Genomic DNA, 14,659 nt, shown 5'->3' with positions numbered 1-14,659 from the left:
TGGATCATGATTTATACTAAACCGAATGAAGGTAACGTGCTTCCTTTTGAGCAGGATGGGGCATTTTATTATAAGAGGGCTCAGAAATATATCGGTAAGAGCAATTATATAGAGGCACTGAATTGTTACAGGAAGGCAGTGGATAAAGACCCGGATAACATAGGCTATGTTTTGGAGCTTGCGGAATTATTCACCGAAATGAGTTTTTTTGACGAGTCCAATGCTGTACTGGCATATGCGCTGCACCGTGCGGAAGAATACAGGGCCAGGATTTATTTTGATATGGCATGCAATTTCCTGGGAATGCAGGATTATGATCAGGCCAGGGAATATTTTAAAAAATATCTTAATATGGATTATGACGGTGAATATGTCGATGAAGCGGAGGAATTTCTGGCTATATTGGAGCTGCAAACCTCCTATATTGAAGAAATGATAGGATACGACAACAGCTTCAAAGCCCTTTATAAACGCGCGAGGATAGGCAAGCAACTTTTGGATAAGGGTGAATATAAGAAAGCCATAAATGTATTTGAGAGGATAATGGAGGAGGATCCCACGCTCTTATTCGTGAAAAACAATCTTTCATTGGCGTACTTCTGCGCAGGTGATATAGATAAAGCGGTAAATATAGAAAAAGCCGTGTTGTCAGTTCAAAGCGACAATATACACGCAAATTGCAACATGGCCTTATATTACGACGATATAGGCGATCAAGACAGCAAAGAGGAATATATAAAGAGGATAACGGATTTAATAGATGCCGATGACCCTGACGGCTTATATAAAATAGGCGTCACATTGTGCGAGCTCAGGTTGCATGAGCGGGCGCTCGAAGTTTTAAAAATGTTGTTGGAATATAACCCCTATGATATAAGGATAATATATTATTGTGGAGTAGCCTGCCTTAACTTAAAGCAATACGACCAAGCCATAGATTGGTGGGATAAGATGCTGAAGCTGGATCCGGACAACTCGATAGCGGCGTTTTACAGAGAAAGGACCAGCCTTCACATGAGGCAGTTGATACCCGATCAGGAGTACCTCTATCAGTACCAGGTGCCGCATGATGAATTCTTGAGACGTATGCAATTTATAAACCGGATATTGGCCACGTCTAAAGATCAATTGATCGATATGTGGCGCAAAGACAACGAATTTAAGGATATAATCAGATGGGGTCTGGATATAAACGATGATGTGATAAAGAGCGTCCTGCTCCATACCGTATCGGGATTTAAGGATAGGGAAGCCGAAAGGATTTTAAGGGAATTTCTGCTCAGGAAAGGCGAGTCAGAAGCACTGCGCAAAGAGGTTTTTGGCTTATTAAAGCAGAATGGGATAAAAGAACCGTATATGGCCTATATAGACCAGAGACTGACGGAGGTAAAGGTTAACCTGATAGCCGAGACCGAGGACAATAGCTTGGTCCCATACATGGAAGCCGCCGAGCTGGCTGTAAAGATGATGAAAGACCGTTATGACGATAACTATGAAGCCGCGGTGCGTAAAGTCATGACATGTTATTTGAACACAGTACCGCAGGAAAAGCTGACCAGGATAAGGAAGAAAGAGGTATGGGCTGCGGCGCTGGAGTATTACTATTGCAGAAGAAAAGGCGCTTGGGGATGCATGCAGGACATTGCCCAATATTATAATGTGTCGGCATCATCCCTATCAAATGCTTACAGGCGCTTAATTAACACGATAGGCTATATAGATCTCTTCAATTCGTAATATACGACTGAAACGAAGTGTAAGTATGCAATCATTACGTAATATAAGGCTGCACATATATGCTGAGCGGGCTTTTGAAGCGTAGGACCACAGCAATCTTTGATTGCGTAGTGGTCCAGCTTCACAGCCGTAGCGAGGCATATATGTGTAGCCTGTAGCGGGCGTAGGCTTTATATCATTGCAGACCGGAATTTGCTATATTACGAATTGCAGATGATTTTTTAGGCTATTGACAAGCAGTTGTCCTTTTGCTAAAGTATATAAGGATACTTAGCCAAAAAGCATTATTATTTGAGAGGATGGTTGATGCCGCTCTATAAAGCGGCGTAGAGCCGATATATGAATTTTCAGGATATTATTTTAGCGCTGCAGCGCTTTTGGAGCAACAAAGGGTGTGCTTTAATGCAGCCTTATGATATAGAAAAAGGTGCCGGGACCATGAATCCGGCTACTTTTTTGAGAGCACTAGGCCCGGAACCGTGGCGGGTGGCCTATGTGGAGCCTTCGCGCCGACCTAAGGACGGGCGCTACGGCGATAACCCGAACAGACTGTACCAGCATCATCAGTTTCAGGTAGTGATAAAGCCATCGCCTGATGATATCCAGGAGTCATATCTGGATAGTTTGCGGGCATTGGGCATAGAGCTGGAAAAACACGATGTGAGATTTGTAGAGGATAACTGGGAGTCCCCCACTCTCGGCGCATGGGGTTTGGGCTGGGAGGTATGGCTGGACGGCATGGAGATAACGCAGTTTACATACTTTCAACAGGTGGGCAGCATCGATTGCCGGCCGGTATCGGTAGAAATAACCTATGGTCTGGAGCGCATAGCCATGTATATACAGGATAAGGATAATGTATACGATATACGATGGGCCGATGATATAAGCTACGGCGATATATTCCATAGGGCAGAATGGGAGCATTCTAAATATAATTTTGAATGTTCCGATACCGATATGCTGACGCATTTATTCGATATATATGAGAAAGAGGCCTATAGGCTGGTAGAAGAGGGCTTGTTATTGCCGGCATACGACTATGTGCTGAAATGTTCCCATACGTTCAATCTCCTGGATGCCAGAGGGGCTATAAGCGTAAGCGAGAGGGCGTCGTATAACCGGCTCATTTTATGCCGGATATATTGGATCAGATGGAGCAGAAAGGCAAAGCTATTTTTGAACAATACCGCCTGCCTTATAAAGATATGCGCGCATACGGCACGCCGAGGCGCATAGTGCTTATAGTAAATGATGTGGCCCAGTATCAGCAGGATGTCAAACAATTGGTCAAAGGACCTGCCCAAAAGGCGGCGTATAACGATGACGGCCAGCCTACTAAGGCACTGCTCGGCTTTATGCGCAGCCAGAATGTAAGCGCCGAGGATTTGATCATCGATGAAGTCAACGGTATACCCTATGTCTATGCTCATAAAGTGCAGCGCGGTATGCAGGCAAGCGACGCGTTAAAGGAAATAGCCCCTCAGCTTGTGTCGGCTTTGAGCTTTCCCAAGTCTATGCGATGGGGCGATATGGATATTAGATTTGTGCGTCCGATACGATGGATAGTTGCATTGCTGGACGACGAGGTGATTTCCTTTGATATAGGCGGCATTTCATCCGGACGCTATTCCAGAGGCCATCGATTTTTAGGACAGCCGCAGGTGGCTATAGACAGGGCTGATAGTTACATCGCTGTCATGGAGCGGCAGTTTGTCATAGTGGATCAACATCGCCGCAAGGATATGATAAGCCAACAGATAAAAGAATTGGCCGATAAAAAGGGAGGTACGGCGTTGCAAGACCCGGACCTGCTGGAAGAAGTCGTATATCTGGTAGAATACCCCACGGCATTTTTGGGGAATTTTGATAAAAAATATCTGGATTTACCCGAAGAAGTAGTGATTACGCCTATGAGGGACCATCAACGCTATTTCCCCGTTAAAGATGATGCGGATGCGCTTATGCCATATTTCATAGGGATCAGGAATGGTACCGGCGATTACATAGATGTGGTCAGAGAGGGCAACGAAAAGGTGCTCAGGGCGCGGCTGGAGGATGCCAAGTTTTTCTTTGAAGAGGATATAAAGCGCCCTCTCGAGCAACGCGTAGAGGAGCTAAAAGGCATAGTGTTCCATGATGGCCTCGGCACGCTGTATGATAAAACCATACGATTGCGCAATTTGTGCCGGTATATAGGCCAAAGATTAGGATTGAACGAAGATATGCTCTCTTACCTTGATAGAGCGGCTTATCTGTCCAGAGCCGACCTCGTGACCGATATGGTGAATGAATTCGATGAGCTGCAGGGTATAATGGGCAGAGAATATTCGATATTGCAAGGCGAGCCGGAACCTGTGGCGCAGGCCATATATGAGATGTACCTGCCGCGTACGGCTGTTGACGCCCTGCCCGATACCACGGTTGGCATAATCATGAGCCTGGCCGATAAATTGGACACGTTGTGCGGATACTTCAGCATAGGGCTTCAGCCTACTGGTTCGCAGGACCCTTATGGGCTGCGCAGGCAGGCCTTGGGCATATGCCGAATGATATATGACAAGAGGATAAGCATTTCGCTGCGCGATGCAGTGATGCACAGCCTGGAGCTTTACGATTTGGATAATGAAAACCGGCGCAGGACTTTTAACGAGTTACTGGATTTTATAAAGCAAAGGGTACGCTCTATGCTGATAGACGAGGGCTTATCCTATGATGTCGTGGATGCTGCCATAGCGGCCGGTTTCGATGATATCTGCGAGGTGCGCGAACGCGCTGAAATAATAGCTCAATGGAAGGCACGCCCGGATTTCGAAGACTTTATGACGGCTTTTAACCGCCCGAATAATCTGGCAGCCAAAGCGGACAGCTTGTTTGTAGATGAGGCCCTCTTTAGCGATAGTTCAGAGAGCAGATTATGGCAGGCATATAAAGGCGCAAAAGAGATGCTAAATGAGGCGCTGGCTGCAGGGGATTACGACCGTGTCTATGAAATATTAAAGGGGCTTAAGCCGGCAGTGGATGAATTTTTTGATGCCGTATTGGTCATGGTCGAGGATCCGGCTATAAGGGCTAATCGCTTGGCGATTTTGAAGAACATAGCTGAATTGTTTAAGACAATAGGTGATTTTTCTTATATTGTAATATAGCTGAAACATCAGCTTTATTATATAGATTTTATAGAAATGAAAGGAGTAGATACAGCTTTATGGCACATAAATACGTATATTTCTTTGGAGAAGGCGACGGCAGCATGAAAGAGCTGCTGGGGGGTAAAGGGGCCGGATTGGCCGAGATGACCAGGCTTGGCTTACCCGTGCCGCCCGGATTTACCATTACTACCGAGGCTTGTACCAGGTACTATGAAGACGGCGAAGTCATAGGGGAGGACATATTAGAGCAAATAAACGAAATGCTGGCGCGGCTTGAGCAGGTTAACGGCAAAAAGCTCGGCGACGCGAGCAATCCTTTGCTGGTTTCGGTCCGTTCAGGCGCGAGGACTTCCATGCCGGGCATGATGGATACGATATTGAACCTCGGCTTAAACGATGAAACCGTGGAAGGCTTGGCTAAGCTGACCAATAACGAACGTTTCGCTTATGACAGCTATCGCCGCTTTATACAGATGTTCTCGGACGTCGTGATGGGAATAGATAAGAACAAATTTGAGAAAATTTTGGATGAGATAAAGGAAGCTAAAGGGTATAAATACGATACCGATCTTACGGCCGATGATTTAAAAGAAGTAGTAAAGCGCTATAAAGAGCTTTATAAGCAGGAAAAAGGAGAAGATTTCCCGCAAGATCCCAAGGTGCAGTTGATGGAGGCTGTAAAAGCGGTGTTCCGTTCATGGAATAACGCAAGGGCCATAACATACAGGCGTTTGAACGAGATACCGAGCTGGTGGGGTACCGCTGTCAACGTACAGACCATGGTATTCGGCAATATGGGCAATGATTCGGGTACGGGCGTTGCCTTTACGCGCAACCCGTCCACCGGTGAAAAAGAACTGTACGGCGAATTCCTGATGAATGCTCAGGGCGAAGACGTGGTGGCAGGTATAAGAACGCCTCAACCTATATCCGCACTAAAAGAAGTGCTGCCCAATGTGTATGAGCAATTTAACGATATAGCCAAGAAATTGGAACAGCATTACAAGGACATGCAGGACATGGAGTTTACAGTAGAGCGCGGCAAACTGTACATGTTGCAGACGCGCAACGGCAAGCGCACGGCCATAGCTGCCTTAAAGATAGCCATAGACATGGTTGATGAAGGCTTATTGACCAAAGAAGAGGCCATACTCAAAGTAGAACCAAAGCAATTGGACCAACTGTTGCACCCGATGTTTGACGAGAAAGCGCTTAAAGAAGCCAAACCTGTAGCCAAAGGCCTGCCTGCATCGCCAGGCGCTGCTTGCGGTATGGTTTACTTTACGGCGGAGGATGCTGTAAAAGCTGCTAAAGAGGGCAAGAAGGTTGTACTGGTCAGAGCGGAGACATCACCTGAAGACATAGAGGGCATGTACGTGGCTCAAGGTATACTGACAGCACGCGGCGGCATGACTTCCCATGCTGCAGTGGTGGCGAGAGGTATGGGTACATGTTGTGTTGCCGGCTGCGGCGACATCAAGATAAACGAAGAAGGCAAATATTTCACAGTAGGCGACTTGACTATAAAGGAAGGCGACTATATATCTATAGACGGCAGCACCGGCTATGTGTATGCGCAGGCCATACCTACTGTTGAAGCGGCTATAAGCGGCGATTTCGCAACGTTTATGGCATGGGCCGACGAGCTGCGCAGGCTCAAGGTAAGGGCCAACGCTGATGTACCCAGAGATGCCAGAAAGGCGGCTGAATATGGAGCCGAGGGCATAGGCCTGTGCCGTACCGAGCATATGTTTTTCGATGAAGATCGCATACCCGCTATGCGCGAGATGATAATATCCAAGACCGAAGAACAGCGCCGCAAGGCATTAGCCAAGCTGTTGCCCATGCAGAAGAGCGATTTCAAAGGGTTGTATGAGACCATGGAGGGCAAGCCGGTTACCATAAGGCTGCTGGATCCGCCGCTGCATGAGTTCTTACCTCATGAAGATGAGGAAATAGCCGAATTGGCAAAAGAGATGGGTATAACCTTTGATGAGCTGAAGGCCACTGTCGAGAGCCTTAAGGAATTCAACCCCATGCTTGGTCACAGGGGATGCCGACTGGCGGTCACATATCCTGAGATAGCTGAGATGCAGACTAGAGCTATAATGGAAGCTGCCATAGAGGTAAAGCAGGAGAAGGGGCATACCATTGTAGCCGAGATAATGATACCTTTGGTAGGCGAGCTCAAAGAGCTGAAATATGTAAAGGATGTAATAGTCAAGACCGCTGAGGATGTCATAAAGGAGAAGGGCGAGCGCATAGAGTATCATGTAGGTACCATGATCGAAGTGCCAAGAGCTGCCCTGACCGCCGATGAAATAGCCAAAGAGGCAGAGTTCTTCTCATTCGGCACCAATGACCTGACACAGATGACGTTCGGCTTCTCCAGAGATGATGCCGGCAAATTCCTGAATGCCTACTATGATAAGAAGATATACGACTTTGATCCGTTCCAGCATCTAGATCAGGAAGGTGTGGGCAAGCTGGTGAAGATGGCGGCAGAGCTCGGCAGAGCTACGCGGCCGGATATAAAGCTCGGCATATGCGGTGAGCACGGTGGAGATCCGAGCTCGATAGAATTCTGCGATGCGGTAGGGCTGGATTATGTATCATGTTCGCCATTCCGCGTGCCCATAGCGCGATTGGCAGCAGCTCAGGCCGCGGTTAAGCATAAATAATCAATCGCATAGAAGGAATACGTTGATAAGTTACAAGGTAATGCAATAATTTGCATTACCTTGCCTTTTTATAATTAATGCACATCATTTACCGAATATGGTTCACCGGAAGTATTGCAGATCAAAAATGAAAACAAAGTGAGGGTATTATTTCTTAGTAGTTTAAGAGATAATACTCTCTTTTTTTATTGATTTCTTGTATTATGGGATAAAAAATAGACTTAAAAATAGCTATTATGAAACACTTTTTCGGTTCATTTATGGGACACTTTATGATAAAATAATGGCATTAGATTTCCAACATAGCCCATATAGCTTTCGTAATAGAGCCTAACAGAAGAAAGCATAGCATGATACGATATAATAGGAGGTGCGCCATAAATGGGATAATATAGCATACAGGCAAGATACAGAAAACCGTTGCAGGTGTGCGCCGGTTCGGCGCTAGATATATAGCTCGGTGAGATACCGAGTCCGGCAGAGTCCAGCTATAAGCGTGAAAATGGGGAGCAAGAGAGCCGCAATGCGAAAGCGTGAGGCAATTCAGCCCCGTTACCGTTAGTTAATTAAGTCGAAGCCGATGCCCTCCCATGTGGCAGCAGGCAGCAATCCGCAAACGACATGGAGAGAATGCGGAGGCTCGGCCGGGGCCTTAAAGTGTGGCGAGCTTGCAAGGTATATCTGGCGTACCCGGGAGGTCTCGCAGGTTTTCGAAAGAGTATGGGAGGTAAGCGTTTTGCAAACCCTATATGTTAGGATAATTATCGTAAAGAAAATAGTGTATAATAAATTGTGCTTATACTTTTGGGCAGGCATGGTGTGTTTAGTGGCTTCACGAACAAAAGGCTACAAATATGAAAATTTTGAAGGGAGATAAACTGAATCATGTATAAAAAAAGCGTTATAGCAATATTGGTTTTTGCATTGCTGTTTATAGCAAGTAGCAGTATACCTATTAAAGGTATATCAGAACCGGCTTTTGCGGCTGGGAGCAGTCAAGATTTTACGCGTTTAGGTGGCAAAGACAGGTTTGAAACAAACGCTGCCATAGTAGATAATGGATGGCAGCATGCCGATACCATTGTGGTTGTAAGGGGGACGGGCGAGGACAAGTTTGCTGATGCTATGGCGTCTACAATATTAGCTTATCAGTATGATGCTCCGATACTACTGGTAGACCAAAACACCATACCTAAGCCTATAAAAGATACAATAGCAAAACTGCAGCCGAGCAAAGCCTTTATAATAGGCGGTCCTACTGTGGTATCAGATGGCATCAAACAAACTTTAAAAAACGATGGCATAGTTGTGGATCGAATATACGGTCAGGACAGGCGTGAAACGGCAATTAAGATAGGTGACAGGGTTAGAGAAAAGGCTGCCTTTGATACTGTTATGATAGCGACAGGCTATAATTTTCCAGATGCTTTGTCTGCAGCACCATTTTCCGCATTGAATAATGTGCCTATATTGTTTGTTACAAATAAGGCAACGGAACCTACATTGGACGAAATAAACAGGCAGGCGCTAACCCGTTGGGGTGTTAAGAAAGTATATATTCTCGGAGGCACCGGAGCGATATCACAGTCACTGCAAAGCGATATTGAGCACACCATAGCAACTGGTATGCAAGTAACAAGGATAAGCGGCAACAATAGATATGAAACATCGCTCAACATAGCAAAGCAGTTTGATAAAGGTGATTTCCAGGGTGTAACAATTGCTACCGGAAAGGATTATCCCGATTCACTGGCGGGCACTGTACTAGCCGCAAAAAATAAGACACCTATATTGCTGGCGGATGATGTAAACGGGCTTGACAATACGGTGAAATATATTGCAGATCATAAGTTTACTAAACAGTTTGTGCTGGGCGGAGAAGGCGCAGTGCCCGGAAAGTTGATTGGAAAGCTGTTTAATGGGGGAAAACCCGATCCACAGCCGGACCCAAACCCACAACCAGCGCCTAATCCTGAACCTCAACCGCCTCAATCAGAGTGGGCGAAAAGTGTTGCTGTTGATAAAGTATATGAAAGCTTAATTATTCCCGAATATGTCTTTATATCTTTTAAATGGGATAAAAAACCCGGAGCAGAAAGATACGAACTTTATCATTATGAAAACACTAACAATGAGTATGTGTTAAAAGCTTCTGTATTTGAAGTTGATTTTTTTAAAGACTATTTTGGTTATGTTCCAGGTAAACATAAGTTTAAAGTAGAAGCAATAGATAGCGCAGGAAAGGTAATAGATACAGCAGAAATAAGCATGGACACAGCCAATTATCTGCGCCCGGGATCAGAGCAACCGCCTCAATCGGAATGGGCGAAAAGTGTTGCAGCTGAAAAATTTTCTACAAGCCCAGATTATCCTGGAATTGTCTTTATAGATATCAAGTGGTTAAAAAAACCTGGAGCAAAAGAATATCACCTATATCATTATGAAGATGGTGACTATTCATTTGTAGCAACTATGGCCGAGATTAACTGGAATAATGACATCTATTATAGTACAGGAGGTATTGGCTACTATCCTGACAACCACAAATTCAGGGTAGAAGTCGTAGATATCCAAGGCAAAGTAATAGATACCGCAGAAATAAGCGTAGATACAAGCAATTATCTGCACCCCGGAACAGACCAACCAAAGCCTCAAGCGCCTCAATCAGAGTGGGCGAAAAGTATCACTATGACTGAAATAGAGCCGTATCCTCCTGATTCTAGATATGTTATATTTGAATTAAAATGGTTAAATTTAGATAAAGCTGTATCGTATAAATTGTATTACGAGGGTTTACGTTACAATGATTATCTCTATATTACACGTATTGATACAAGTTCTGGCAATTATGGTTACGTTAAAGATGGATATGTTTACACAAATATGAGGCAAGTTTTTTTGAAAGAAAATGCATGGTTTAGAATAGAAGCCATAAATAGCAGCGGCAAAGTTATAGATTCGGGTGTGATAAATGTAGATTTAACTAAGTATTAAGAAACAAGTTTTTGAATATTCCGGGGTGACAGAGCCATCTATTCTCTTCAGATAGAGCCACCTATGTATCCGTTGTTGCGTCAAGTTCGCTGAACAGCTCCGCGGTATTACTCGTAGGATAATTGTAATACCTTTGGTGGCCCTCAACAGCGGACTGAATTTTTGGAATCTGTGACTCTCATGTTCGGAATGGACGGCTCTTTGTATCGGATTAACTGGCTCTCAGATGCCGGAATATTCATATTAAGGACTAACTCTTTAAATTCATGGGTATAATACCCGTTTACCTTTCTATGGTCAGACATTATAAAATCTCCGTAGGATTTGTCGTGTTTTTATTATACACTATTTTCTCTACGGCAACCATCCTAATATATAGGGCTCATAACATAAACATGGCAAGTCGCCATCAGGTTCTTCGGAAACTACGGCCATTGTGATTTTCACCCAAGGTTCGGGACATGATTATTGCAATCCTTCTTTTTCAGGAAGAGGAGATGTACTTTGGATCTGTATGATATACTGCTTTTTATCATCCTCCTGTGCGGCTGCAAGCAAGTCAACCATTAAATAACTGCCATCTTCGCCTTTCCAGCTCACGCTTTCCCCTTGCCCATCAGTATCTACATTCTTTGCATTATCGAATACGCTTAAATCATTCCCAAACGGCTTTGGAAGCGATTTTTCCAAATGGGTTTTAAGCTCCTCGCAAAACTTGATAAATTCATCATGGTCGGCAGTTGAGAATAGATATTCACCAGATACAAATTTGTCGTCTTCAAACACAAATAACACCGTTTGTTCCAGCGATGAGTCGTTAAAAGGAAAGATCCCATCTATTTTCAATAAGTCTTCTCTTACCGAATTATTGTCATTCAATTGTTTCCTTTCCATTACCTCTTCTTTGGATATAAGCCACGGCAAATCTTCAAAAATATATTTCCCCTCTTGATAAAGGCTTGTTAACAATTGATCGAAATCTTTCACTGTAACTGTCGAAGCTCCATTGGAGGTACAACCGCCAATGATTAAAACAATTCATAAGGCAAAGAATGTACACAAACAGGCCAATTTTTTCATATTCCTCATATATCGTAACCTCCTTAATACATCAATTTTTGATCTGCGTAATAACTTGCTGCGCAAATACCTAAATGCTATTTTCCATCCATGTTTGTGATTGTAAAATCATTATATAACTTGAATGCTAATAGCTCAAGTCCCATAATTGACGATTGCAGTCCATATTATCAACCAGAAAAGCCGATAAAATAATGCTCTTTAATATTACTAGCAAGATTGTCATATACCTCTTTATAAAAATCATCATCGTTATAAACCTGGAAATTATTATTTTCATATCTTTCGCTCAACCAGTTGGCAATTGTTTTTAGGTCAGCTATAACCATCGCAATCTGGTCGGTATACGCATAAGCTCCATTTTCATTGCTCATTAGATATTTTCGATACGATCGGAGTTCTTGCAGGTAAGCGTCTATTAAAGAACGCGACTGTAAGTAAGTGGAAGATGGGCCTTTATTATTAAGTTGAAATGCAGCAACACGTTGTGATGCTATAAGATAATATAATTCTGCTGCTTGAATGCTTTCGATAAAATTACTTAGATTTGACGGATCTGCAATATACTCCATCATATCTTGATCAACTACTTCAAATGCGTTTATGAATGTTACCTCTGATGTACTCATATAGTCTTTCACCATATTCATGTTAATTTCTTTTTCATTAGTAATTTTTCTATATTGATATATATTTAATCCAATTGAAGCTATAAAAAGTAAGCATACTATAATTACCAATGCTTTCTTCATTGCAAAATACACTCCCCGCTAATCGCAAATCTTCTTATGAAATCCATGACCAATATCTTCAAACAAACCCCGCCACCTGCTATGGTTATAATAGCACAATTTAACTGAAAAAGGCAAGTCGCTTTTCATCCCAACTTTAAAAGGGTGGACTTTCCCATCGGTAGATCGCAAATGGGTTGAATCAAGATTAATACCAAAATTCAATACGTTGTGGTAAAATATATACGAAAGGATGATAACCATGGATTTTTATAAAGACATAAGCAAATACTACGATTATATATTCCCGGTGGGACAAGAGCAATTAACCCTTGTAGGATTCAGCCATACCAGCCTTTACGGCAGTTTCGCCAAACAGCCCTTTGACGCTGACAGTTCGTTCCCGTTGATAATTGAGGCAGTAAAAGGCAGATGATGGATAACGATGAATAACGAATATATATACGATATACGCAATGCAAGGCTGGCAGCGGCGGGATTAACGGTCTATAAAAGCATAACGGAAGATGAGACGGTCAGGAGTTTTGTCGATTTATTGGAGATGATAGATGACGAGTCGGTTATGCCGTATAATATGGTCAACGCTTATCATTGGCTGGTCCACGACTTATTATCTATTCAAAGCGGCGACGGCGTCAATCCGTGGAAGGATCATATACTGAATCTTGTATTAAATGACGAAAATGCTTTCAGCAAATATTGCCAGAGCATGGAGGATAACGCCGATATACCGTATGCCATACGGCAGGCGGTTAAAAGCGATATGCAGTACTTGCAGACATTATGCAGCATAGACAGCGATATATTAAAGCAAAATATAGGCATGAGGACGGGCATGGTGACACAGCATTGGCCTGGATGGGATATACTATATAATTCGGGCTATTCACGCAAAGATGAGCGGTCGGATCAGGCAGACGACAGCTTACTGTGGCTGCAAAACCAGCGCATATCGATAAAGCGGCGTATAGCGGATAGCGCTTGTTGGCCCGATATGATAGATGCTCTGGCTGAATTTTATAAAAAGACAGGGATAGGTATTTTCAACAAGTATCTCACATTCAGGTGGGTTGGAAGTCGTGCAGGATACACGGGTTATTTGACAGGTGTGGCCGATCCCGACCCAATACGGCTGGATAACCTCATAGGATATGATGTACAGCGCAAGCAGGTCATAGATAATGCCGAAAGCTTTGTGGGCGGTTATGCTGCCAATAATATGTTATTATACGGCGATAGGGGTACGGGCAAGTCTTCCACTGTGAAAGCGCTTATACATCGTTATGGCAAGGATGGTTTACGGCTTATAGAGGTATCGCGCGATAATCTGAATGATTTTTATGATATACTTGATACTGTCAGGCCGTTCAAGCAACGCTTTATACTGTTTGTCGATGATTTGGCATTTGATGCTGATGAGTCGGCTTATACAGGCTTAAAAGCTGTATTGGAAGGCGGCATAGAGCCAAGGCCGGATAATGTTGTAATATTTGCCACGTCCAACCGCCGCCATCTGGTAAAGGAATACTTCAGCGACAGAGTGGGTGACGACGAGCTGCATGAGGGCGATACCAAGCAGGAGAAATTGTCTTTGACCGACCGTTTTGGCATAGTAGTGACATTTCTACAGCCGGATCAGGAGGAGTATCTTGAGATAGTGGATGGCTTGGCGCGCCAGCAAGGTATTGAGATGAATATCGACGAGCTGAACAGCATGGCACTGCAGTGGCAGGCCAAGCACAACGGTCGCTCGGGCCGCACAGCCGCTCAATTTATAACGTATCTGTTGGCACGTACCAGCCGCCCGCATTGATAGTGATGCGGCGGGAATATGTTTGCCATGCTATACCTTTCTATTTGATATGCGCAAACGGGTCAGTGCCCGGGCAAGGGCCGCTTGCGAGCGGAGGTATTCCTCCTGGCTCAGGCGCTGACGCAAACGCTCCTCAGCTCGGCGCCGCGCGGCTTCTGCGCGTCGGGCGTCGATCTCTTCCGGCCACTCCACTGTGTCGGATAGTATCGTTACCGTTTGGGGACGTATCTCTATAAATCCTCCCGATATGGCAGCATCCCTCCATTGACCGTTTTGCTTTATGCGCAGCACGCCGATGCCTATAGGGCATACCATCGGTTCATGGCCGGCCAGCACGCCCATATACCCATCGCTGGTGTAGCCGTTGGAAACAGGGAATATTATTTCCTCTACGTCGCCGTCGAAGAACTCGCGATCGGGCGAAACTATGTCCAAATGAAAGGTCGGCAT

Annotated in this window: 10 protein-coding genes; 7 read left to right on the top strand and 3 right to left on the bottom strand. The window is 44.3% G+C overall.

The features are described 5' to 3' along the window. Window positions 1-6: 6 nt before the first annotated feature. From JG770_RS01685 to JG770_RS01665, 5 genes are all read left to right on the top strand, one after another. Window positions 7-1,737, top strand: coding sequence for a tetratricopeptide repeat protein (locus JG770_RS01685; protein WP_291954341.1), 1,731 nt, complete (start codon window positions 7-9; stop codon window positions 1,735-1,737). Window positions 1,738-2,076: 339 nt separating this feature from the next. Further along, entirely contained in the window at window positions 2,077-2,976 is a 900-nt protein-coding gene (gene glyQ / locus JG770_RS01680; RefSeq protein WP_291954338.1) for a glycine--tRNA ligase subunit alpha, read from the top strand. Further along, window positions 2,871-4,886 carry a glycine--tRNA ligase subunit beta gene (gene glyS / locus JG770_RS01675; RefSeq protein WP_291954335.1) on the top strand — a complete coding sequence of 672 codons (2,016 nt, stop codon included), beginning with the start codon at window positions 2,871-2,873 and terminating at the stop codon, window positions 4,884-4,886. The genes glyQ and glyS overlap by 106 nt, the downstream gene beginning before the upstream one ends. 59 nt (window positions 4,887-4,945) lie before the next feature. Then, window positions 4,946-7,570 carry a pyruvate, phosphate dikinase gene (gene ppdK / locus JG770_RS01670; RefSeq protein WP_291954333.1) on the top strand — a complete coding sequence of 875 codons (2,625 nt, stop codon included), beginning with the start codon at window positions 4,946-4,948 and terminating at the stop codon, window positions 7,568-7,570. A gap of 885 nt (window positions 7,571-8,455) precedes the next feature. Beyond that, window positions 8,456-10,564 (top strand): cell wall-binding repeat-containing protein, encoded by a 2,109-nt coding sequence (locus JG770_RS01665; protein WP_291954332.1) that lies wholly within the window; start codon window positions 8,456-8,458, stop codon window positions 10,562-10,564. A gap of 465 nt (window positions 10,565-11,029) precedes the next feature. Here the strand turns inward: JG770_RS01665 and JG770_RS01660 are convergent, their stop codons facing one another. Both JG770_RS01660 and JG770_RS01655 read right to left on the bottom strand, forming a co-directional pair. Beyond that, on the bottom strand, window positions 11,030-11,551 hold the full coding sequence (locus tag JG770_RS01660; protein ID WP_291954330.1) for a hypothetical protein: 522 nt from the start codon (window positions 11,549-11,551) through the stop codon (window positions 11,030-11,032). Between the two features lie 263 nt (window positions 11,552-11,814). Beyond that, window positions 11,815-12,396, bottom strand: a complete 582-nt coding sequence (locus JG770_RS01655) for a hypothetical protein (RefSeq protein WP_291954328.1) — start codon at window positions 12,394-12,396, stop codon at window positions 11,815-11,817. Between the two features lie 241 nt (window positions 12,397-12,637). Here JG770_RS01655 and JG770_RS01650 point away from each other — a divergent pair, with 241 nt between their 5' ends. Further along, entirely contained in the window at window positions 12,638-12,811 is a 174-nt protein-coding gene (locus tag JG770_RS01650) for a hypothetical protein (protein ID WP_291954326.1), read from the top strand. Window positions 12,812-12,820: 9 nt separating this feature from the next. Continuing rightward, window positions 12,821-14,209, top strand: a complete 1,389-nt coding sequence (locus JG770_RS01645) for an ATP-binding protein (protein WP_291954324.1) — start codon at window positions 12,821-12,823, stop codon at window positions 14,207-14,209. A 30-nt stretch (window positions 14,210-14,239) separates the two neighbouring features. Here JG770_RS01645 and atpC read toward each other — a convergent pair whose 3' ends face one another. Continuing rightward, complete coding sequence (atpC, locus tag JG770_RS01640; RefSeq protein ID WP_291954322.1) at window positions 14,240-14,659, bottom strand: ATP synthase F1 subunit epsilon; 420 nt, start codon at window positions 14,657-14,659, stop codon at window positions 14,240-14,242.

Source organism: Mahella sp. (genome assembly GCF_020054945.1).
Classification (GTDB): domain Bacteria; phylum Bacillota; class Clostridia; order Mahellales; family Mahellaceae; genus Mahella.
This window is presented reverse-complemented; position numbering and strand designations above follow the sequence as displayed.